The sequence below is a fragment of the Comamonas denitrificans genome (genome assembly GCF_017368815.1).
Taxonomy (GTDB): Bacteria; Pseudomonadota; Gammaproteobacteria; order Burkholderiales; family Burkholderiaceae_C; genus Comamonas; species Comamonas denitrificans.
On the sequence record NZ_JAFNME010000034.1, the window covers coordinates 1 to 20,039 of the forward strand.

Consider the following 20,039-nt stretch of genomic DNA (forward strand, 5'->3'; position numbering starts at 1 on the left):
AGGCCAGCTTCTGCACGCTTGAGCGCATCGATGATTTGGCTGTCTGTAAAACGTGACTTCTTCATAGTAGAGATTCTCCTTTGGAGGCATCTACTTCTCAAGACGCTGGTTTTACGGGGGGATTACCCACCCTCTACGAAAGCCATTTCGCCTGGCAGATCCGCAGCTTTTGGTGGGGGCTGGCCTGGGCGGTGGTGGGCACGATCACGGCCATCATCGGGATTGGCTTTCTTATTTTGGGTGCGCTCGTCATTTGGCTGATTTACCGCATGGTCAAGGGATTACTATTCTGGAATGACCACAAACCCATGCCCCTCTGAGGTTCGCCACCTCAACCTCGCCTTGCAAGGCGGGGGCTCGCACGGCGCGTTTACCTGGGGCGTGCTTGATGCATTGCTGGAAGATGGGCGCATCGAATTTCCCGGCATCAGCGGCACCAGCGCTGGCGCGATGAATGCGGTGGCCTTGGCCCACGGCTTTGCCAGTGCTGCGCTGGAGTTTCCCCAGCATGCCAAACCCCGCCACAAAGCGGCCCGCGAACGCGCGCGCGCGGCTTTGCGCGAGCTGTGGGAAGGGGTGGGCACGATGGGCTTTTTTACCGCCAGCATGGCCAACAACCCTTTGCTGGGGCTGATGAGCCAGTTCCTCTCCCCCTACCAAACCAATCCGCTGGACATCAATCCCTTGCGCATGCTGCTGCAGCGCACCGTCGATTTTCAGCAGCTGCACGCCGCCGCAGGCTTGGGCGGTATGCCCAAAATCTTTGTTTGCGCCACCAATGTGCGCACCGGCCAAGGCGAGATTTTTACCGCCCAGCGCATCTCGACCGATGCCATCATGGCCTCGGCCTGCCTGCCGCAGCTGTACAAAGCGGTGGAGGTGGAGGGCGAGTACTACTGGGATGGCGGCTTTTCCGGCAACCCCGCGCTCTACCCCCTGATTTACCAAACGGCCTGCGCCGATATGCTGCTGGTGCAAATCAACCCGGTGCAGCAAACCACCCTGCCCAGCACCGCCGCCGAGATTGCCGAGCGCGTCAATGAGGTCACCTTCAACGCCAGCTTGCTGGGCGAGTTGCGGGCGATTGACTTTGTGCGCCGCCTGCTGGCCGAAGGCAAGCTGGACCCCCAGCGCTACAAAAACGTGCTGCTGCACCGCATTGATGGCGGCGCTGCCTTGAGTGAACTGGGCGCAACCAGCAAAGCCCGCTCGGATTTAAGCTTTATCCTGCGCTTGTTTGAACAGGGGCGGGTGCAAGGCCAGCGTTGGTTGCACACCCATTTTGGGGATATTGGGGTGCGCCAAACCCTGCAAATCGTCGATCACTGTTGATTTTTGTTGAAAATTTTGAATGCCATGATTGAAACTGCCTCCGCTGTGGGCCATGCCCACGATGACAATTGCATCTTTTGCAAAATCGCTGCGGGCCACATCCCCAGCCGCAAAGTGTATGAAGACGAAGAGTTGCTGGCCTTCCACGACATCGCCCCGTGGGCCCCGGTGCATTTTCTGATCATCCCCAAGCGCCACATCGCTTCGCTGGCGCACACCCAGCCAGCCGATGCCGCTTTGCTGGGCCGCATCCTGACGCTGGCCCCCCAGCTGGCGGCGCAAGAGGGCTGCAACCCCTATCCTGCCGGGGGCTTTCGGGTGCAGATCAATACCGGGGAAGAGGGCGGGCAAGAGGTGCACCATTTGCACGTGCACGTGATCGGCGGGCCGCGCCCGTGGAAGAAATAAGCGGTTTTCCTTGATGGGGAGCAGTCCGGGCACGTTGGGATCCCCCAGCCCCCGACTACAATGCGCAACGTTTGCTAGGAGGTATCTTTCATGGGTTCTTTTTCGATTTGGCACTGGGTCGTTGTTTTACTGATCGTTGTGCTGGTTTTTGGCACCAAAAAGCTGAAAAACATTGGCCAAGATTTGGGTGGTGCCGTCAAAGGCTTCAAAGAAGGCATGAAGGACGGCTCCGAGGGCGATAACCCTGCCGCTCCTGCCCAGGCTGGCCAAGTTGCGCACCAAGACAGCGCAGCAAAAACCACCATTGATGTTGAAGCCAAGCAAAAAAGCTAATGCGCAGCCCCCTCGGTTGCCGCGCATTGCCAAACTGCGGGCAAGGTTACAGCCATGCTTGATTTAGGCCTGTCCAAAATGGCGCTGATCGGCGCGGTGGCGCTGATCGTGATTGGCCCGGAAAAACTGCCGCGTGTGGCCCGCACCGTGGGCTCGCTTTTGGGCCGGGCGCAGCGCTACGTGGCCGATGTCAAGGCCGAAGTCAATCGCTCGATGGAGCTCGATGAGCTGCGCAAGATGAAAGAGTCGGTCGAAGCGGCCGCCCGCGATGTCCAGACCTCGGTGCAATCGACCACCGCAGCGCTGGAGAAAGACTTCAGCAGCGTCAGCAACGAGCTCAAAAGCCTAGAGCAGCAGCACGGCAGCACCAGCGATGAAGCCCCGTGGCGCAGCCCCTACGATGCCGCCAGCCAAGTGGTGCCAAGCTACCAGCACCCAGGCAAAAATTTTCGACTCAAGCGCAGCGCCGTGCCGCGCTGGTACAAATCGCGCCAGGGTGTGCGCACCCATGTGCAATCGGGCGCGGCCCGCGTGGCGCGGTTTCGCCCCAAAAAGCGCTAAGCGTTTGCCGCTTGAGCGCCTGTTAAAGAACCAATGTCCCCTACACCTTCCCCTGAAGATGAGCTGTCCGGTACCGAGCAGCCGTTTGTTCAGCACCTGATTGAGCTGCGTGACCGCTTGCTCTACAGCGTCTATGGCATTGCGCTGGCCGTGATTGCGCTGGCCATTTGGCCTGGCCCCAATGGGCTGATTGACCTGATTGCCCAGCCCATCCGGGCGCACATGCCGCCCGATGCCAAGCTGATTGCCGTGGGCGTGTTCTCGCCGTTTTTTGTGCCGCTCAAAGTGCTGATGATGGTCGGCGTGCTGGCCGTGCTGCCGTGGATCATGTACCAGCTGTGGGCCTTTGTGGCACCGGGCTTGTACAGCCACGAAAAGCGCTTTGCCCTGCCGCTGATTATTTTTGGTAGCTTGCTGGCCTATCTGGGCATCGCTTTTGTGCAGTTTTTTGTGCTGGACAAAATGTTTGCCTTCATCCAAGGCTTCACCCCGGCCAGTGTGGCCGCCACGCCCGATATTGCCTCGTACGTTGAGGCGATTTTGTCGCTGTATTTGGCCTTTGGTCTGGCGTTTCAGGTGCCGATTGTGGTGATGCTGCTGGTGCGGTTTGGGATTGTGGACATTGTCAAACTGAAAAACTTTCGTGGCTATTTCATCGTGGTGGCGTTCATCATTGCCGCCGTGGTCACCCCGCCGGATGTGATTTCGCAATTGGCCTTGGCCGTGCCCATGTGCTTGCTTTACGAGGTGGGAATTTTGGGGGCCAGCTGGTTTGCCAAGAAAAAACCGGCGGAAGACGATGCCCAGCAAGATGCCTAAACCAGCATTGGCATAGCTTCTACCGCTGGTAAAACAAGGGTTTCAGAATCAATACGTTCTGAAACCCTTATTTTTTCAGCGGGGCAAGCTATTGTTTTTTGCTGGTGCCGGGCGGCGCACCGGGGTTACCTCCAGGGTCTGCGTTTGTCCGTTGCGGAGCACTTCCACGCGGTAGCTTTGCCCAGGGCGCAAGGCGGCCACCGTGCTCAGCAGCTCGGCGACGGTGCGGGTGGGTTGGCCGTGGACGCTGCGCACCACATCGCCCGGTTGCATGCCGGCCTGCGCCGCTGGGCCCGCTTGCAGCACGCCGGCAATGATCACGCCGCTGCCTGGGGCCACGCCAAAGGTTTGCGCCAGCTCGGGCGAGAGTTCGCCGGGCTCCACGCCAATCCAGCCGCGGGTGACCTGGCCTTCGCGCACGATGCCGTCCAGCACCACCTTGGCTGTCGAGACGGGGATGGCAAAGCCAATGCCCATGCTGCCGCCCGAGCGCGAATAAATCGCGGTGTTGATGCCCAGCAAATGCCCGTTGATATCGACCAGGGCTCCGCCCGAGTTGCCGGGGTTGATGGCGGCATCGGTTTGAATGAAGTTTTCAAAGGTATTGATGCCCAGGTGGCTGCGCCCCAAGGCACTGATGATGCCGCTGGTGACGGTTTGGCCCACACCAAACGGATTGCCAATGGCCAGCACCTGGTCGCCCACGGCGATGTGGTCAGAGTTGCCCAGGGTCACCACGGGCAGCTGCTCCAGGGCGATTTTCAGCACGGCCAGGTCGGATTCGGGGTCGGTGCCAATGATGGTGGCGCTGGTGCGGCGGCCATCGGTGAGGCTGATTTCGATCTCGTCGGCTCCTTCCACCACGTGGTTGTTGGTCAGGATGTAGCCATCGCTGCTGACGATGACTCCGCTGCCCAGCCCCGTTTTTTGCTGGGTGCCGATATCGCCAAAAAAGAACTGAAACCACGGGTCATTCGCCCGGGGGTGGCGCACCGCCTGGCTGGTGGTGATGCTGACCACCGCTGGCATGGCCGCCTGGGCGGCGTGGCTCAAGCTGCCGGCCACCGGCTCGGTGTGCGGGGTGGAGGGCGCTTGCAGCAGCACCAAGCCGGTGTCGCCAAACGCTTGGCCGCGCTGCAGCCAGGCCGGTTGCAGGGTGGCAATCACGAAATACAGCGCCAGCAGCACCGTCACGGTCTGGGCGAAAAGAAGCCAATAGCGTTTCATAGTTGTCCGAGGGCAGAAAGCCGCATTGTGCGCGATGGCACTGGCCCCAGCTTGCCACTTGGGCACAATTGCGCCATGCAAATTACCTGTGACCACCTGCTGCAGCACTGCGCTGGCCTGCTGCAACCTGAGCGTTTTAAAGACTACGGCCCCAATGGCCTGCAAGTGCAGGGCAAGGCGCAAGTGCGCCACATCGTGACCGGTGTGACGGCCAGCCGGGCCTTGATTGAAGCGGCCATTGCCGACGGGGCCGATGCCATCCTCGTTCACCACGGCCTGTTTTGGCGCGGCATGGATGGGCGCGTGACGGGCTGGCTCAAAGAGCGGCTGCGCCTTTTGCTGGCGCACGATATCAACTTGATCGCCTACCACTTGCCGCTGGATGCCCACCCCACCCTGGGCAACAACGCGCAGCTGGGCCAGCGCCTGGGGGTGGTGGCCGATGGCAGTTTTGGCGAGCAGGAGCTGGGCTTGATTGGCCCGTGTGCCTTTGCCAGCGCCCAAGCCTTGGTCGATCAAGTTGAAAACGCGCTGGGCCGCCGTGCCACCTGGATTAGCGGTGCGCCCGAGCAGCCGATTACTCGCCTGGCCTGGTGTACGGGCGGGGCACAGGGCTTTTTTGAAGCCGCCTTGGCTGCTGGAGCGCAGGCTTTTATCACGGGCGAAATTTCTGAACCCCAGGCCCATTTGGCCCGCGAAATGGGGGCGACCTTTATCGCGGCCGGCCACCACGCCACCGAGCGCTATGGCATTGCCGCACTGGGCGAGCACGTGGCGCAAGCGCTGGGGCTGAGCCACCGTTTTATTGAAATTGCCAACCCGGCCTAAAGCCCATCGCTAGGTTAAAAATGACAAAAACAATAGCTGTCACCATGGGTGATTCTGCCGGTATTGGGCCTGAAATCATTGCCAAAGCATTTAAAGATCATCGCAAAGCGCTAGAAAATTGTTTTGTCGTGGGCGATGTAGCCACCTTGCGCCGCGCCGCGCAGGTGGTTGTTCCCCCTGGGCAAGGGGGCTTGCCGGTGGCACAGATTGCCCACCCGCAAGAGGCTTTGCAGGTGCCGCCCCGCTGCATTCCGGTGCTGCCTTTGCCGGGCCTGCCCCCGCCGCAGCCGTGGGGGCAGGTAAGTGCCGCCGCCGGGGCGGCTGCCGCCCAGTGTGTGCAGTGGGCCGCCGATGCCGCTTTGCGCGGGGAGATTGCGGCCTTGGTGACCGCCCCTTTGCACAAAGAAGCCTTGCACGCAGCGGGCGTGGACTTTCCGGGGCACACCGAATTGCTGCAAGCCCAAGCAGCCCGCCACGCCGGGGTGCCGATTGCGCAGATGCCCGTGCGCATGATGCTGGCCAACCCCGAGCTGCGCACCGTGCTGGTCAGCATCCACGTCAGCCTGCGCCAGGCGCTGGAGGCCGTAACGCACGAGAACATTGTGCAAACCCTGCTGATTACGCACCGCGCGCTCACCCCCATCCTGGGCCATGCACCGCGCATTGCCGTGGCCGGCCTCAACCCCCATGCGGGCGAAGGCGGGTTGTTTGGCCGAGAAGAGGTGGACACCATCGCCCCCGCCATTGCCCAAGCCCGCGCTGCAGGGGTGGATGCGCTGGGCCCCTTGGCCCCGGATACTGTGTTCATGCGGGCCCGCAATACACCCAATCACCCTGGGGAATTTGACGTGGTGTTGGCGATGTACCACGACCAGGGTTTGATTCCTGTCAAATACTTGGGTGTTGAGCAGGGCGTGAATGTGACCTTGGGGCTGCCGCTGATTCGGACCAGTCCGGACCACGGAACGGCCTTTGACATCGCCGGACAAGGAGTGGCTGACCCGGCCAGCTTGGTGCAAGCTGTTTGTATGGCGCGGCAAATGGCCGGTTTGTCGGTGCGCTAGGTCTTGCGCCGAAGTGAAGGCGCATGAGTGCTTCAGTCGGAAAAAGTTCTCTGGATAAACCCTGAAATTGCGGGTCAAGCCTCTTGTCAGGCGGAAAAAACGGGGTTTGACGCTGGCAGGAGTTTGGAGTTGCATTAGTGGCTCCGCTACAATTTGCCGGTTATTCCCTAATGTAGCGATGTTTAATCGAGGATCCCCATGAGTGAAACTCCTGTCGACTCCAGCAAGCGGACGTGGATCATCACGTCGGCCTGTGCTGGCGCGGTAGGCGGCGTCGCAGCCGCTGTCCCTTTTGTAAGCACCTTCCAGCCTTCTGAGAAGGCCAAGGCTGCAGGTGCAGCGGTGGAGGTGGATATCTCTGCACTGCAACCTGGCGAGATGAAAACGGTTGAGTGGCGCGGTAAACCCGTTTGGGTGCTGCGCCGCACCAAGCAGCAGCTTGAAGAGCTCAGCACGCTCAATTCTGAATTGGCCGACCCCAATTCCGAGCGCGTGGGTTTCCCCACCCCCGAGTACGCCAAGAACGAATGGCGCTCGATCAAGCCCGAATTTTCGGTGCTGGTTGGCATTTGCACCCACCTGGGCTGCTCGCCCACCAGTAAATTCACCCCCGGCCCGCAGCCCTCGCTGCCCGATGATTGGAAAGGCGGTTTCTTCTGCCCTTGCCACGGTTCGACATTTGACTTGGCCGGTCGTGTGTTCAAGAACAAGCCGGCACCGGACAACCTGGAAGTGCCCCCCCACATGTACCTGTCAGACACAAAGCTGCTGATCGGTGAAGATAAGAAGGCCTGAAGGGAGACACCATGGCTCACGAATTCAAGGACATTGATCCCAACGCGCCCACCGGCGCCAAGGTGGTGAATTGGTTCGAAAACCGTTTTCCAACGGCGTTTTCGGCCTACAAAGTTCACATGTCGGAGTACTACGCTCCGAAAAACTTTAACTTCTGGTACATCTTCGGTTCGCTGGCTTTGCTGGTGCTGGTGATCCAGATCGTGACCGGTATCTTCCTGGTCATGAACTACAAGCCCGACGCAGAAAAAGCCTTTGCCTCGGTTGAGTTCATCATGCGTGACGTGCCCTGGGGCTGGTTGATTCGCTACATGCACTCGACCGGCGCTTCGGCCTTCTTCATCGTGGTGTATCTGCACATGTTCCGTGGCTTGATCTACGGCTCTTATCGCAAGCCACGCGAATTGGTCTGGATTTTTGGCTGTGCCATTTTCTTGGCGCTGATGGCCGAAGCCTTCATGGGCTACCTGCTGCCTTGGGGCCAGATGTCCTACTGGGGTGCCCAGGTGATCGTGAACCTGTTTGCCGCCGTGCCCGTGATTGGCCCTGACCTGGCCTTGCTGATCCGTGGCGACTATGTGGTGGGCGATGCGACGCTGAACCGCTTCTTCAGCTTCCACGTGATTGCTGTGCCTTTGGTGCTGATCGGCCTGGTCGTGGCCCACTTGTTGGCCCTGCACGACGTGGGTTCGAACAACCCCGATGGCGTGGAAATCAAAGCGCCCAATGCCCCCAAGGATGCCAATGGCCATCCCCTGGATGGTGTGCCCTTCCACCCCTACTACACCGTGCACGACATTTTTGGCGTGGCTGTGTTCCTGTTCCTGTTCTCAGCGGTGATGTTCTTTGCGCCTGAGTTTGGCGGCTACTTCTTGGAGTACAACAACTTCATCCCGGCCGATCCGTTCCAGACACCGAACCACATCGCTCCTGTTTGGTACTTCACGCCCTTCTATTCGATGCTGCGTGCCATCACGGCCGAGATGATGTACGCCCTGATCGCCTGCGTTGCCTTGGGTGGTCTGTTTGGCATCCTTAAAGCACCTGGCATCTTCAAGGCTGTTGCCGGTGCTGGTGCCGCCGTGGGCATCGCCCTGATGCTGGCCATTGATGCCAAATTCTGGGGTGTGGTGGTGATGGGTGGCGCTGTGGTCATCTTGTTCGCCCTGCCTTGGCTGGACTACTGCGAAGTCAAATCGATTCGCTATCGCCCCAGCTGGCACAAAGCCTTGTACGCCGTCTTTGTGGTGAACTTCTTTGTGCTTGGCTACCTTGGCGTGCTGCCCCCCTTCCCGTTGGGTGAGAAAGTGTCGCAAATTGGTACGCTGTTCTACTTTGGCTTCTTCTTGCTGATGCCTTGGTGGAGTCGCATCGGTGCCACCAAACCGGTGCCTGATCGTGTGACCTTCAAGCCCCACTGATCGGCCAGGAGTAATAAACCATGATGAAAAAATTTATCCTTTCGCTGATTGCCACCTTGGGCATTGTCACGGGCGCACAAGCTGCCGGCGGTAGCGCTGTTGCTTGGGACAAAGCACCGGTTGATGTCAGCAACCAGGCCTCCTTGCAAAATGGTGCCAAGCTGTTTGTGAACTACTGCCTGAGCTGCCACTCGGCTGCTTTCATGCGCTTTAACCGCTTGCAAGACATTGGCTTGTCTGAGCAAGAGATCAAAGACAATCTGCTGTTCACCACCGACAAAATCGGTGAAACCATGATTTCGGCGATTGACCCCAAGCAAGCCAAAAGCTGGTTTGGTGCCAACCCTCCCGATCTGACGGTGATTGCCCGCTCGCGTGCTGGCAGCGGCGGCAGTGGTGCCGACTACCTCTACACTTTCTTGCGCACTTTCTACCGCGATGAGACCAAAGGCACCGGCTGGAATAACCTGGCCTTCCCCAATGTGGGTATGCCACACGTGATGTGGGAGCTGCAAGGCCAGCGCCGCGCGGTGTTTGAAGGCGACCATTTCAAAGGCTGGGAGCAAATCACCCCCGGCACTTTGAGCGAGCAAGAATACGACCAGCAAGTGGGTGACTTGGTGAACTACCTACAATGGATGGGTGAACCTGCCCAAGCCGCCCGTAAAAACATCGGTATCGGTGTGCTGATTTTCTTGGGTATCTTTATCGTGATTGCCTGGAAGCTGAATGCAGCTTTCTGGAAAGACGTTAAATAATCACAACACGTACAGCCAAAGATTGTCCTGTGCAGTCCTTGGCTGAAAGCCAGAGTGGGCGCTACCCAAGGCGGCCCACTCTTTTTGATTTTTAGGAGCTCTCGCCATGATGGTGCTTTATTCGGGAACCACCTGTCCTTACTCCCACCGTAGCCGCTTCGTGCTGTTTGAAAAAGGCATGGATTTTGAAATCCGTGATGTGGACTTGTTCAGCAAGCCCGAGGAAATCATGGCCATGAATCCTTATGGCCAAGTTCCTATTCTGGTGGAGCGCGATTTGATTTTGTACGAGTCGAACATCATCAACGAATACATTGATGAGCGCTTTCCTCACCCCCAGCTGATGCCGGGGGATCCGGTAGATCGTGCCCGTGTGCGTCTGTTCTTGCTCAATTTTGAAAAAGAGCTCTTTGCCCACGTGAATACGTTGGAGCAAACCACTGGCAAAAAAGGCCACGACAAGGAGCAGGAAAAAGCCCGCACCCATATTCGTGACCGTTTGACGCAATTGGCACCGGTATTTTTGAAAAACAAATACATGCTGGGCGAGAACTTCTCGATGCTGGATGTGGCCATCGCCCCCTTGCTGTGGCGCTTGGATTACTACGGTATTGAGCTGTCCAAAAACGCCGCACCGCTACTCAAGTATGCCGAGCGTATCTTCTCGCGCCCTGCGTATATTGAAGCGCTGACACCTTCTGAAAAGGTGATGCGTAAATAAGCTTTGACGGCTTAGTTACTTGGCTGCACAAAGGACTGTTATGAACGAAATCCGCACAACCTCTACCCGCCCCTACCTGCTACGGGCCCTGCATGAATGGTGTACTGACAATGGGCTGACCCCCTACTTGGTCGTGCAGGTAGATGAAAGCGTTCAAGTTCCTTTGGCCTTTGTGCAGGATGGGCAAATCGTGCTCAACGCCAGCTACGATGCCACCAGTGGCCTGCAAATGGGCAATGAATTTGTTCATTTCAAGGCCCGTTTTGGGGGCAAGCCCCACGAGATCATGGTTCCGGTGGGGCGGGTGTTGGCCATCTACGCCCGTGAAACGGGGCAAGGCATGTCCTTCCCCCCTGAAGAGCCGCAAGCCATGGACGATGTGGTGCCGCCCGCGTCCCGCCCTGCGGCCAGCGCCAAAGTGCAGTTGGTCAGCAGCCAAGAAAACCCGCCATCGGAGCAGGACCACGCGCCGCAAGACGATGATTTGCCTCCTCCGCCAACAAAACGCCCTGCTTTGAAGCTGGTGAAGTAATTTTCAAGCTACAATCGCACGCTTTGGTTCATTTGCCGGTTTAGCTCAGTTGGTAGAGCACCCGCCTTGTAAGCGGTAGGTCGTCAGTTCGAATCCGACAACCGGCACCATCTAATAAAAAAAAGGCCCCTAGGTACATACACCTCGGGGCCTTTTTCATTGAAAAGCAAGGGGCTTACAGGGTAAGGATGGCCAAGGGCAAGCATTGACAGCCAACCCGTGACCGGGGAACGCTACCCCGGTAGAAGAGAAACAACCACGCCGGGGAACGATATGCAGGCCCCATGCCGAATGCCTGATCGTCACCTGACAAAAAAGCAGAAGCGTCTGACTAAGCGCTGGCTTCAGAAGTGGTACCGGGATGGAAAGGAAACCCGGCTTGCCCTGGATGGTTATCCGGCGGTTACCCTGCCCGCACCATCTGCCAGCGGCGCTGGGCCCACAGTGTCCACCACAAGGCCAATCCAGCCAGCGCGGCGGCACTGGGGGGCAAGCTGCCCAGCCCCAGGTGCTGCCCCATTTGACTGCCCAGCAACGCGCCGGCCCCGATGGACAGATTGAACACACTGGAGAAAATCGCCATGCCCACGTCGGTGGCATCGCGGCTCCAGTGCAGCACCAGGGCTTGCATGGGCAGCACCACCGCCATGATGGCGGCCCCCCACACCACGGTCAGGGCGTACAGGCTGGCGGCGGCGTGCCCGGCCCAGCTCAGCACACCCAGGCAGCTTGCCAAGGTGGCCAGGGCGCAGAGCAAAAAGCCCAGCGGCAACTTCAGGCCCCAACGGCTAAACAAGAGGCTGCCCAGGATGCTGGCCGCGCCAAAGAGCAGCAGTACCGAGGTGGTCACCGCCGGGCTATGGCCTGCGTGCACTTGCACCCAGGGCTCGATGTAGCTGTACAGGATGAACTGGGCGGTGACGACCAGGCCTTGCAAGCCAAAAATGGCCATCAAGGCCGGGCGGCGCAGCAGCACGGGGATGCTGGCCACACTGCCGGCATCTTCACTGGGCAGTGGTGGCAGGCTGCGGGCCAGTACCACGGCAACCAGGATGGCGACGGCGCCAATCAGCCAAAAGCTGCTGCGCCAATCGAGGGCTTCGCCAACGATGCGGCCCAAGGGCACGCCCAGCACCATGGCCAGGGTGGTGCCAGTGGCCAACAGGCTCAGTGCCTGCGCTTTTTTGCCGGTGGGGGCAATGCGCACCACCAGCGAGGCGGTAATCGACCAAAACACAGCATGGGCCACTGCCACCCCCAGGCGGGCCAGGGCCAGCAGGGCAAAGCTTGTGGCCAGGCCGGTGAGGGCTTGGCAGGCGATAAACAGGGCAAACACCCACAGCAGCAAGCGCCGCCGCTCCCAGCGGCGGGTGAGCAGCATCAGCGGCACAGAGGCCAAGGCCACCACCCAGGCGTACAGGGTGAGCAGCACACCGGTCTGCTCGGGGCGCATGGCAAAACTTTGGCCGATGCTGGCCAGCAGGCCCACCGGAACAAACTCGCTGGTGTTGAAGATAAAAGCGCCCAAGGTCAGGGCCAGCACGCCCAGCCATGCCGCGTGCTGGCCGCTGCCTTGCGGCGCGGCGTGTGGTGTTGTCATAGCAGGGTCAAGCGCCGTGGGCGGCATCCTCGGTGGCGTACACGCGGGCATCAAACGGCAGCCCGCGCTCTGCACTGAGCCACTGCAGTGCGGGCAGCGCCCCCTCCAGCACCGGGCGCACGTCCAGCGGCAATTGCTGCCAAGCCATCGCTTGGCCCTCGCGCATGACCAGTTCGCCCTGCCACTGCGTGACCTTGCACCAGTGCAGGCGCACCTGGGCGTGGGGGTAGTCGTGCTCGGTGATCTGCCAGGGCAGGCAGTTGCCAATGATGATGCCAATCTCCTCTTGGAGTTCGCGGCGCAGGGCTTGCTCTACGGATTCGCCCGCTTCGAGCTTGCCACCGGGAAACTCCCACCAGCCCGCCCGCACTTTGCCGCTTGGGCGGCTGGTCAGCAGCAAGGCACCGTCGCTTGCGCGAATGAGAATGCCCACGGCCACTTCGATCCGTGTGGGAAGGGCTGCAGCCAGCGTTTTAGATTTCTGCACCATCGCTCAGTCCTGCTATGTCGGCAATGCGGGGGCGGGCCGTGGCTGTTGGCGGCCCCTCAGGGCTGCGGCCAGCGTAGTCGCGCGCAAACTGCTGGGCCACGCGGCCACTGCGCGAGCCGCGCTCTAGCGCCCAGACCAGGGCTTCGGCCTTGGCCGCCTCAATGGCCGCCGCATCCAACCCCAGGCTGGAGAGCCATTGCGCCACCACGCGCAGGTACTCGTCCTGGCTGAAGGGGTAGAAGCTGACCCACAGGCCAAAGCGTTCGGAGAGAGAGATTTTTTCTTCCACCACCTCGCCGGGGTGGATTTCGCCATCCTGGCCCTTGGAGGTTTGCAGGTTGTCGCTCAGGTACTCGGGCAGCAGGTGGCGGCGGTTGCTGGTGGCGTACACCAGCACGTTGGGCGTGGCGGCACTGACCGAGCCGTCCAGGATGGATTTCATGGCCTTGTAGCCCGGTTCGCCCTCTTCAAAGCTCAGGTCGTCGCAGTAAATGATGAAGGACTCGGGCCGCGCCGCCACCACTTCCACGATGTCGGGCAGGTCGGTCAAATCGGCCTTGTCCACCTCAATCAAGCGCAGGCCCTGATCGGCATAAGCATGCAGGCAGGCGCGAATCAGCGACGATTTGCCCGTGCCGCGCGCGCCGGTCAGCAGCACGTTGTTGGCGGTGCGGCCCTGCACGAACTGCTCGGTATTGCGGGCGATTTTTTCCTTTTGTGCATCAATGTTTTGCAGGTCGGACAGCTGCATCGCACCGACGTGGCGCACCGGCTCCAGCACGCCGCAGCCGTTGGCGCGCTTGCGGTAGCGCCAGGCAATCGCCGCGCCCCAGTCGGCCGGCGCTTGCAGCGGCTGGGGCAGCACGGCCTCGATGCGCTGCATGAGCTGCTCGGCGCGGGCCACCAGGCGTTCCAGTGGGGAGGAAGTGGAGAGATCGGTATCTTGCATGAAAAAGAAGCTGCTTCCGCTAGTAAACAAACGATTTCAGGTATTTTTAATGCTTAAATCGTTTGTTTATCAGCGGAAGAAGCTATTCAATTTGAATAATGATCAGGAACGGTAATCGGCGTTGATCGTCACGTAGTCGTGGCTGAAATCGCAGGTCCACACCGTCTGGCTGGCCTGGCCACGGCCCAGGTGGACGCGCACGGTGATTTCGCTTTGCTTCATGACGCGCTGGCCGTCTTCTTCGCGGTAGGCCGGGTTGCGCCCGCCCTGGGTGACCACGTGCACATCGTCCAGGTGCAGCTCGATGCGGTTTTGGTCCAGGTCGGCAATGCCCGCGTAGCCCACGGCAGCCAGGATGCGGCCCAGGTTTGGGTCGCTGGCGTAGAAGGCGGTTTTCACCAGCGGCGAATGGGCAATGGCGTAGGCGGCCAGGCGGCATTCCTCCTCGGTCTGGCCACCATCGACCTGCACGGTGATGAACTTGGTCGCGCCCTCGCCATCGCGCACGATGGCCTGGGCCAGCAGGCGGGCCACGTCCTGCAGGGCGGTTTTCAGCGCTTGGGCATCGGCGCTGGCGTTCCAATCGGTGATCGGTGCATTGCCCGCCTGGTGTGTGGCCATGACGATGAAGGAGTCGTTGGTCGAGGTGTCGCCATCAATCGTCACGCGGTTGAACGAGCCCTCGGCCAGCTCCCGGGCCAGCCCTTGCAGCAGTGCCGGGGCAATGGCCGCATCGGTGGCCAAAAAGCCCAGCATGGTCGCCATGTTGGGGCGAATCATGCCCGCGCCCTTGCTGATGCCGGTAACGGTCACGGTTTTGCCATCCACCGTTACCTGGCGGCTGTAGGCCTTGGGCTGGGTGTCGGTGGTCATGATGCCTTCGGCGGCGGCCAGCCAGTGGTCTGCCTGGGCGTTGGCAATGGCCGCGGGCAGACCGGCCGTAATGCGCTCGACCGGCAGCGGCTCCATGATCACGCCGGTAGAAAACGGCAGGATTTGCGCCGGGGCCACGCCCAATTCCTGGGCCAAGGCGGCGCAGGTGGCGCGGGTGCGGGCCAGGCCATCGGCCCCGGTGCCGGCATTGGCATTGCCCGTATTGATGAGCAGGGCGCGAACGCCTTGGCCGCCTGCCAAATGCTCACGGCAGACCTGCACGGGCGCGGCGCAGTAGCGGTTTTGCGTAAACACCCCGGCCACGCTGGTGCCTTCGTCGAGCAGAAAAACACTCACGTCTTTGCGGTTGGCTTTGCGCACACCGGCTTCGGTCACGCCAATGCGCACACCGGCAACGGGGTGTAAATCGACAGCGTGGGGCAGGGGAAGATTGACGGGCATGGGCGAGACATCCTTTGCTGGCATGACGGGTTGAGAACAAGCTGGGAATTATGCGGGCTGCAGCAGTGGTTTTCGGTTTGGGGAACGGCTTAAATCGGGGCCGTTTCGTGCCGTCAAGTCAGCCGCCATTTCCCCCTTTGACCCTTCTTGCTATTATTTTTGAAGAATGAAGCGGATTACAATCCAAACACTACCGGTAGCGTTATCGGGGTAAAAAAACACTAGGGATTGTGTTTTCCATGCCAACGCTACCTTTCTTGCTCCTAGATTGATACTGACCGCGAATTCTTCGAAATGCGCGGTCTTTTTTGCTAAAAAACACCATGCTCGAATCCATCATCAAGCGCGACGGCCACACCGAGCCGTTCACCCCCTCCAAGCTCAACCAGTGGGGGGAGTGGGCCGCGCAGTCTTTGGGTGATTCGGTGGACTGGCCTTCGGCGGTGCTGGAGACGGTGTCCTCCATGTCCACCACGGCCACCTCGCGCGAGCTGCAGCAGCAGCTCATTCGCACCTGCCTTAATTTTGATACCTGGTCGTACAACCGCATGGCCGGGCGTTTGTACGCCACCTTGATCCGCAAGGATTTGTACCGCAACCGCCGCCCCACGGTGCTGGATTTGCACCGCCAGCTGCAGCAGCTGGGGTTTATGGAGATGCTGGACTATTCCGAATCGGAATACGCGGTAATTCAGGAATGGATCGACCACGAGCGCGATTTTGAATACGCCCACTACCAGCTGCACACCCACCTGACCAAATACGCCATTGCCGACCGGGTCAAGGGCGTTTATTACGAATCGCCCCAGTTCATCTACATGCGCATGGCCATGGCGCTGTCCGTCGATCAGCCGCGCGAGCGGCGCATGCGCGACGTGCAGCGTTTTTACGAGCATTTGTCGAAAAACCGCATCAACGCCCCTACGCCCAACCATGTGAACCTGGGCACACCGCTGCGCGGCTACGCCAGCTGCTGCCTGTACACGGTGGGGGACAACGCCCGCTCGATTGCCGTGGGCAACCACATTGCCAACACCATGACGTACATGAGCGCTGGCATTGGGGCGCATATCAACACCCGCTCGATCAACGATCCCGTGCGTGGCGGTGTCATCCGCCACCAGGGCAAGCTGCCCTACTACCGGGCGCTGGTGGCCGAGGTTAAATCCAATTTGCAAAATGGCCGGGGCGGCGCGTGCACGACCTACTTTCCCATCTTCGACCCCGAAGTGGACACCCTGCTGCGCCTGAAGAACCCCATGTCCACCGAGGACAAAAAAATCCGTGGCATGGATTATTCCTGGGGCGGCAACCGCTTTTTTGCCCGCAAGGTGGCCCGCAACGAAGACATCTTTTTGTTCAACGTGTTTACCGCCCCCGACCTGCAGGCGGCGCTGTACAGCGGCGATGAAGCCAAGTTTGAGGAAATCTACGAGCGCTACGCGGCCGATGAGAATTTCCCCAAAACCTGGGTCAGCGCCCGCGAGCTCTTGATTACCGCCAGCAACGAGTGGAACGAAACCGGCCGCGTGTACGAGCACAACATCTCGGAGATGAACCGCCACACGCCGTTCAAAGACACGATTTACAGCTCCAACCTGTGCGCCGAAATTGCCCTGCCCACCGCGCCGTACAACCACGTGACCGAGTTGTACGCCGAGGACGACATCTCTTTTGTCGAGGTGCAAATGGCCAACGGCACGCGCCGCACCCTGCCCGGCAAGACCCAGGTGCAGGTGCAGCGCGGCTCGCAAAGCCGCCTGATGTGGCCCGATGACCTGCAAGCGGGCGATGCGCTGGACGGCACGCCGATTGACTTCATCGTGCGCCGCTCTTCCCCCGAAGTGGCCACCTGCAATCTGGCGGGCATCGTCGTCTCCAACGTCGAATCCGAAGAGCAATACGCCGAAGTGGCCTATTACGCCCTGTTGATGATTGACAAGTGCATTCATCTGGCCCACTACGAGCTGCCCCAGGTGGGTGTGACCTCGCGCAAGCGCCTGAACGCTGGCGTGGGCATTTTGGGCCTGGCGCACCTGATGGCCAAAGAAGGCAAGCGCTACACCAACCAAGAAGGCAAGCAGTTCTTGCACGAAGTGGCCGAACGCCACTACTACCACCTGCTCAACGCCAGCCTCAAACTGGGCAAAGAGCTGGGCAACGCCCCGTGGATGCACAAAACCCGCTGGCCCGAAGGCTGGCTGCCGCTGGACACCTGCAACCAGCACGTGGACAAAATCGCCCCCTTCAGCCTGCGCTACGACTGGGAGGCGCTGCGCCGCGCCATCGTCGCCAATGGCGGCATCCGCAACTCGGTGCTGGTGGCGCACATGCCCACCGAGACCAGCGCCAACGCCTCGGGCACCACCAACGGCCTGTACCCGGTGCGCGAGCTGACCATGATCAAAACCGACAACCAGCGCGTGAACTACTGGGCCGCCCCCGACAGCGACACCCTGGCCGCCCAGTACGAATCGGCCTGGGACGTGCCCACCCAGGACATGACCGAGATGTACGCCATCATGCAAAAGTGGACCGACCAGGGCATCTCTGCCGACTTCTACCGCCGCGTGATTGGCGATGCCTCGATCGCCTCGTCCGAGCTGATCTCGGACTACCTGTACCGCGTCAAACTGGGCCTGAAGTCCAAGTACTACATGAACCAAAAAACGTCCAACGGCATGCGCCAAGTGGACGACCTTCCCGCTGCCCAGACCATCGCCCCGGTCGGCATCCCGGCCGGCGATGAAGATGCCGATTGCGAAGCCTGCACCCTGTAAGCCCAAGGAGAGCTGCCATGACCGATACCGTCTTCAACTACGACAAAACCGATTACGCAAAACCCCTGCTGCTGCTGGGCCAGCGCCCGGGCCTGTTCGATACCGTCAATCGCCACTACCCGGAAATCTGGAAGCTGTATAAAGCGCAAAAGTCGCTGGACTGGGACGAAAACGAGTTTGACTACTCCAGCTGCAACGCCGAGTTCAAAAGCTGCACCCGCGCCACCTACGACATGATGATCAAAACCCTGGCCTGGCAGTGGGAGGCCGACTCGGTCGCCTCGCGCGCCATTGCGCCAGTGCTGGCCCCCTTCATCACCTCCAGCGAGCTGTGGGCCGCTTGGCAGCGCATCTCGGACAACGAAGTGGTGCACGCCGCCACTTACTCTGAAATTGTGCGCAACTCGTTTGACGATCCCAGCGTCATCCTCGACGAAATTTTGCGCGTGCAAGAGGCGCACGACCGCCTGAGCGAAGTGGCCAAAGCCTTTGCCGTTGGCTACGAAGCCGCGCACAAATACGCCATCGGCCAGCTGCCCAACGACCAAGACACGTACAACGCCGTGTTCATGACCATCGTGGCCCTGCTCTGCATGGAGCGCATCCAGTTCATGGCCAGCTTTGCCGTCACCTTTGCCATTTGCGACACCGGCCTGTTCCAGCCAATTGGCAAGGCAATTCAAAAAATTGCCCAGGACGAGCTGGAAATCCACGCCGAACTTGACCGCGTCGTGCTGCTCAACGAGCTGAAAACCGAGCGCGGCCAAACCGCCTTTGCCCAGTGCCGCGAGCAGATCGAAAAAATGATCGAGGAAGTGGTCGAGAGCGAACTGCGCTGGATTAACTACCTGTTCTCCGAAGGGCGCGAGCTGGTGGGCATGAATGCCGACCGCCTCTCGGCCTGGACGCTGTACTGCGCCAAAGACGTTTACCAACTCTTTGGCCTGAGCACCGACAAATACACCCTGCCGGCGCATAACCCGCTGAAGTTCATGGAGAAATGGCTCAACATCTCCAAAACCCAGGCCTCCCCGCAAGAGCAGGACATTGCCGCCTACAAAGTCGGCGTGATGCGCCGCACCGACGAGAACCAAGTGTTCGACGTTGATTTTTAAACCTTGTCGTTATTGTTATCAGGAGTTTTTTATGGAAGTCATCATTTACGGCAAAGCCGGTTGCGTGAACTGCGACAAAACCCGCATGCTGTGCCAAATTCAATCGCTGCCGTTTCAGTATTTGACCGTGGGCGAGGACATCACCGCCGAGGCGCTGCAAGAGCAGGTCGGCCAACCCGTGCGCAGCCTGCCGCAAATTTTTGTGCGCACCGATGAAGGCAGCACCTACGTCGGCGGCTATGAGGATTTGCGCACCCACCTGCGCCAGCTGACGGCGACGACGGCTTAATAAAAAGAGAGCTGCTGCCGCAGTGGCAGTAAGCATTTAGGCGTAAAAATAGCTGCAACCGCGATATTTTCAGCGGTTGCAGCTATTTTTTTGTGGTTTTTAGCGCTTGGGTTTTTTGGTTTTTTTAAGGTGGGTGTGCGGTAGTTGCTTTGTTTTTTTGATTTTTTGTTCGCTGGCCGGGTCTCGCCCCGGCGGGCGACATCCTTTCTTGCCCGCGCAAGAAAGGACGCAAAGAAGGCGTGCTGCGCAGCTTTGGCACCGCAGAACTCACTTCGCGCCTGTGGCGCTGCGTTCGGACAACTGCGGTAAGTCAGACGGGATGCGGCTTGGTTGTTCTTGCGGCTGCGCCCTGATGGATACGTTGTTATGGAATGGCTGGCTCGCTTGCTGCGCAGCTTCGCTTCTGGTTTTGGAAAGCAACATTCGTAAGAATTTAAAGAAGCAGCCAGAGGCCAAATGCTATTTTTTCAATAGTTGTTACCGCTTGATTTTTCGGGGTTTTTTTATAATTTTTCCTTGGTGTTCAAGCTTGGCGTGCGGTAGCTGCTTTCTTATTTGATTTTTTGTTCGCTGGCCGGGTCTCGCCCCGGCGGGCGACATCCTTTCTTGCCCGCGCAAGAAAGGACGCAAAGAAGGCGTGCTGCGCAGCTTTGGCACCGCAGAACTCACTTCGCGCCTGTGG

The 20,039-nt window shown here is 59.8% G+C and carries 22 protein-coding genes and 1 tRNA gene; 17 read left to right on the forward strand and 6 right to left on the reverse strand.

The window, feature by feature from the left end; genetic code table 11:
• Window positions 1-80 precede the first annotated feature (80 nt).
• From J1777_RS12330 to tatC, 6 genes are all read left to right on the forward strand, one after another.
• Window positions 81-320 carry a DUF4870 family protein gene (locus J1777_RS12330; protein ID WP_207575997.1) on the forward strand — a complete coding sequence of 80 codons (240 nt, stop codon included), beginning with the start codon at window positions 81-83 and terminating at the stop codon, window positions 318-320.
• Window positions 295-1,332: a patatin-like phospholipase family protein gene (locus J1777_RS12335; RefSeq protein WP_207575998.1), complete on the forward strand. Its 1,038-nt coding sequence runs from the start codon at window positions 295-297 to the stop codon at window positions 1,330-1,332. The genes J1777_RS12330 and J1777_RS12335 overlap by 26 nt, the downstream gene beginning before the upstream one ends.
• Window positions 1,333-1,356: 24 nt before the next feature.
• Window positions 1,357-1,740, forward strand: coding sequence for a histidine triad nucleotide-binding protein (locus J1777_RS12340; RefSeq protein ID WP_207575999.1), 384 nt, complete (start codon window positions 1,357-1,359; stop codon window positions 1,738-1,740).
• A gap of 90 nt (window positions 1,741-1,830) precedes the next feature.
• Window positions 1,831-2,073 carry a Sec-independent protein translocase subunit TatA gene (gene tatA / locus J1777_RS12345; protein ID WP_207576000.1) on the forward strand — a complete coding sequence of 81 codons (243 nt, stop codon included), beginning with the start codon at window positions 1,831-1,833 and terminating at the stop codon, window positions 2,071-2,073.
• Between the two features lie 54 nt (window positions 2,074-2,127).
• A complete protein-coding gene (gene tatB, locus J1777_RS12350; protein WP_207576001.1) occupies window positions 2,128-2,634 on the forward strand; it encodes a Sec-independent protein translocase protein TatB in 507 nt (168 codons plus the stop codon).
• A 33-nt stretch (window positions 2,635-2,667) separates the two neighbouring features.
• The gene (gene tatC / locus J1777_RS12355; protein ID WP_207576002.1) at window positions 2,668-3,453 is read left to right on the forward strand and encodes a twin-arginine translocase subunit TatC; all 786 of its coding nucleotides are present in this window, start codon (window positions 2,668-2,670) and stop codon (window positions 3,451-3,453) included.
• A gap of 75 nt (window positions 3,454-3,528) precedes the next feature.
• Here tatC and J1777_RS12360 read toward each other — a convergent pair whose 3' ends face one another.
• A complete protein-coding gene (locus J1777_RS12360; protein WP_207576003.1) occupies window positions 3,529-4,680 on the reverse strand; it encodes a trypsin-like peptidase domain-containing protein in 1,152 nt (383 codons plus the stop codon).
• Window positions 4,681-4,755: 75 nt separating this feature from the next.
• On the opposite strand from J1777_RS12360, the gene J1777_RS12365 reads away from it, so the two are divergent.
• From J1777_RS12365 to J1777_RS12400, 8 genes are all read left to right on the forward strand, one after another.
• Window positions 4,756-5,508: a Nif3-like dinuclear metal center hexameric protein gene (locus J1777_RS12365; RefSeq protein ID WP_207576004.1), complete on the forward strand. Its 753-nt coding sequence runs from the start codon at window positions 4,756-4,758 to the stop codon at window positions 5,506-5,508.
• 20 nt (window positions 5,509-5,528) lie between these two features.
• A complete protein-coding gene (pdxA, locus tag J1777_RS12370) occupies window positions 5,529-6,572 on the forward strand; it encodes a 4-hydroxythreonine-4-phosphate dehydrogenase PdxA (protein WP_207576005.1) in 1,044 nt (347 codons plus the stop codon).
• 198 nt (window positions 6,573-6,770) lie between these two features.
• Window positions 6,771-7,367 (forward strand): ubiquinol-cytochrome c reductase iron-sulfur subunit, encoded by a 597-nt coding sequence (petA, locus tag J1777_RS12375; protein ID WP_207576006.1) that lies wholly within the window; start codon window positions 6,771-6,773, stop codon window positions 7,365-7,367.
• Between the two features lie 11 nt (window positions 7,368-7,378).
• Window positions 7,379-8,788, forward strand: a complete 1,410-nt coding sequence (locus tag J1777_RS12380) for a cytochrome b (RefSeq protein WP_207576007.1) — start codon at window positions 7,379-7,381, stop codon at window positions 8,786-8,788.
• 23 nt (window positions 8,789-8,811) lie between these two features.
• Entirely contained in the window at window positions 8,812-9,546 is a 735-nt protein-coding gene (locus tag J1777_RS12385) for a cytochrome c1 (protein ID WP_207576022.1), read from the forward strand.
• 106 nt (window positions 9,547-9,652) lie between these two features.
• Window positions 9,653-10,267, forward strand: a complete 615-nt coding sequence (locus J1777_RS12390) for a glutathione S-transferase N-terminal domain-containing protein (RefSeq protein ID WP_207576008.1) — start codon at window positions 9,653-9,655, stop codon at window positions 10,265-10,267.
• Window positions 10,268-10,307: 40 nt separating this feature from the next.
• Window positions 10,308-10,799: a ClpXP protease specificity-enhancing factor gene (locus tag J1777_RS12395; RefSeq protein ID WP_207576009.1), complete on the forward strand. Its 492-nt coding sequence runs from the start codon at window positions 10,308-10,310 to the stop codon at window positions 10,797-10,799.
• A 34-nt stretch (window positions 10,800-10,833) separates the two neighbouring features.
• Window positions 10,834-10,909, forward strand: a tRNA-Thr gene (locus J1777_RS12400).
• A gap of 293 nt (window positions 10,910-11,202) precedes the next feature.
• Here J1777_RS12400 and J1777_RS12405 read toward each other — a convergent pair.
• From J1777_RS12405 to argJ, 4 genes are all read right to left on the reverse strand, one after another.
• Window positions 11,203-12,399, reverse strand: coding sequence for a sugar transporter (locus tag J1777_RS12405; RefSeq protein WP_207576010.1), 1,197 nt, complete (start codon window positions 12,397-12,399; stop codon window positions 11,203-11,205).
• Between the two features lie 7 nt (window positions 12,400-12,406).
• Window positions 12,407-12,889: an NUDIX domain-containing protein gene (locus J1777_RS12410; RefSeq protein ID WP_207576011.1), complete on the reverse strand. Its 483-nt coding sequence runs from the start codon at window positions 12,887-12,889 to the stop codon at window positions 12,407-12,409.
• The gene (locus J1777_RS12415) at window positions 12,873-13,838 is read right to left on the reverse strand and encodes an ATP-binding protein (protein ID WP_207576012.1); all 966 of its coding nucleotides are present in this window, start codon (window positions 13,836-13,838) and stop codon (window positions 12,873-12,875) included. The genes J1777_RS12410 and J1777_RS12415 overlap by 17 nt, the downstream gene beginning before the upstream one ends.
• Window positions 13,839-13,940: 102 nt before the next feature.
• Complete coding sequence (gene argJ / locus J1777_RS12420) at window positions 13,941-15,173, reverse strand: bifunctional glutamate N-acetyltransferase/amino-acid acetyltransferase ArgJ (protein WP_207576013.1); 1,233 nt, start codon at window positions 15,171-15,173, stop codon at window positions 13,941-13,943.
• Between the two features lie 323 nt (window positions 15,174-15,496).
• Between argJ and J1777_RS12425 the strand changes: the two genes are divergently transcribed.
• From J1777_RS12425 to J1777_RS12435, 3 genes are read left to right on the forward strand one after another with little or no spacing between them, the layout of a single operon-like run.
• Entirely contained in the window at window positions 15,497-17,953 is a 2,457-nt protein-coding gene (locus tag J1777_RS12425) for a ribonucleoside-diphosphate reductase subunit alpha (RefSeq protein ID WP_207576014.1), read from the forward strand.
• A gap of 17 nt (window positions 17,954-17,970) precedes the next feature.
• Window positions 17,971-19,068 carry a ribonucleotide-diphosphate reductase subunit beta gene (locus J1777_RS12430; protein WP_207576015.1) on the forward strand — a complete coding sequence of 366 codons (1,098 nt, stop codon included), beginning with the start codon at window positions 17,971-17,973 and terminating at the stop codon, window positions 19,066-19,068.
• A gap of 31 nt (window positions 19,069-19,099) precedes the next feature.
• The gene (locus J1777_RS12435) at window positions 19,100-19,357 is read left to right on the forward strand and encodes a glutaredoxin domain-containing protein (RefSeq protein ID WP_207576016.1); all 258 of its coding nucleotides are present in this window, start codon (window positions 19,100-19,102) and stop codon (window positions 19,355-19,357) included.
• Between the two features lie 477 nt (window positions 19,358-19,834).
• On the opposite strand, the gene J1777_RS12440 is transcribed toward J1777_RS12435, so the two are convergent.
• A partial coding sequence (locus tag J1777_RS12440; protein ID WP_207576017.1) for a hypothetical protein occupies window positions 19,835-20,039 on the reverse strand: 205 nt, incomplete at its 5' end.

What these genes read in the sequence shown, in the direction of transcription:
- J1777_RS12335 (WP_207575998.1), top strand. Translation starts at nt 295, where the DNA reads ATGACCACAAACCCATGCCCCTCTGAGGTTCGCCACCTCAACCTCGCC.
- J1777_RS12340 (WP_207575999.1), top strand. Translation starts at nt 1,357, where the DNA reads ATGATTGAAACTGCCTCCGCTGTGGGCCATGCCCACGATGACAATTGC.
- tatA (WP_207576000.1), top strand. Translation starts at nt 1,831, where the DNA reads ATGGGTTCTTTTTCGATTTGGCACTGGGTCGTTGTTTTACTGATCGTT.
- tatB (WP_207576001.1), top strand. Translation starts at nt 2,128, where the DNA reads ATGCTTGATTTAGGCCTGTCCAAAATGGCGCTGATCGGCGCGGTGGCG.
- tatC (WP_207576002.1), top strand. Translation starts at nt 2,668, where the DNA reads ATGTCCCCTACACCTTCCCCTGAAGATGAGCTGTCCGGTACCGAGCAG.
- J1777_RS12360 (WP_207576003.1), bottom strand. Translation starts at nt 4,680, where the DNA reads ATGAAACGCTATTGGCTTCTTTTCGCCCAGACCGTGACGGTGCTGCTG.
- J1777_RS12365 (WP_207576004.1), top strand. Translation starts at nt 4,756, where the DNA reads ATGCAAATTACCTGTGACCACCTGCTGCAGCACTGCGCTGGCCTGCTG.
- pdxA (WP_207576005.1), top strand. Translation starts at nt 5,529, where the DNA reads ATGACAAAAACAATAGCTGTCACCATGGGTGATTCTGCCGGTATTGGG.
- petA (WP_207576006.1), top strand. Translation starts at nt 6,771, where the DNA reads ATGAGTGAAACTCCTGTCGACTCCAGCAAGCGGACGTGGATCATCACG.
- J1777_RS12380 (WP_207576007.1), top strand. Translation starts at nt 7,379, where the DNA reads ATGGCTCACGAATTCAAGGACATTGATCCCAACGCGCCCACCGGCGCC.
- J1777_RS12385 (WP_207576022.1), top strand. Translation starts at nt 8,812, where the DNA reads ATGAAAAAATTTATCCTTTCGCTGATTGCCACCTTGGGCATTGTCACG.
- J1777_RS12390 (WP_207576008.1), top strand. Translation starts at nt 9,653, where the DNA reads ATGATGGTGCTTTATTCGGGAACCACCTGTCCTTACTCCCACCGTAGC.
- J1777_RS12395 (WP_207576009.1), top strand. Translation starts at nt 10,308, where the DNA reads ATGAACGAAATCCGCACAACCTCTACCCGCCCCTACCTGCTACGGGCC.
- J1777_RS12405 (WP_207576010.1), bottom strand. Translation starts at nt 12,399, where the DNA reads ATGACAACACCACACGCCGCGCCGCAAGGCAGCGGCCAGCACGCGGCA.
- J1777_RS12410 (WP_207576011.1), bottom strand. Translation starts at nt 12,889, where the DNA reads ATGGTGCAGAAATCTAAAACGCTGGCTGCAGCCCTTCCCACACGGATC.
- J1777_RS12415 (WP_207576012.1), bottom strand. Translation starts at nt 13,838, where the DNA reads ATGCAAGATACCGATCTCTCCACTTCCTCCCCACTGGAACGCCTGGTG.
- argJ (WP_207576013.1), bottom strand. Translation starts at nt 15,173, where the DNA reads ATGCCCGTCAATCTTCCCCTGCCCCACGCTGTCGATTTACACCCCGTT.
- J1777_RS12425 (WP_207576014.1), top strand. Translation starts at nt 15,497, where the DNA reads ATGCTCGAATCCATCATCAAGCGCGACGGCCACACCGAGCCGTTCACC.
- J1777_RS12430 (WP_207576015.1), top strand. Translation starts at nt 17,971, where the DNA reads ATGACCGATACCGTCTTCAACTACGACAAAACCGATTACGCAAAACCC.
- J1777_RS12435 (WP_207576016.1), top strand. Translation starts at nt 19,100, where the DNA reads ATGGAAGTCATCATTTACGGCAAAGCCGGTTGCGTGAACTGCGACAAA.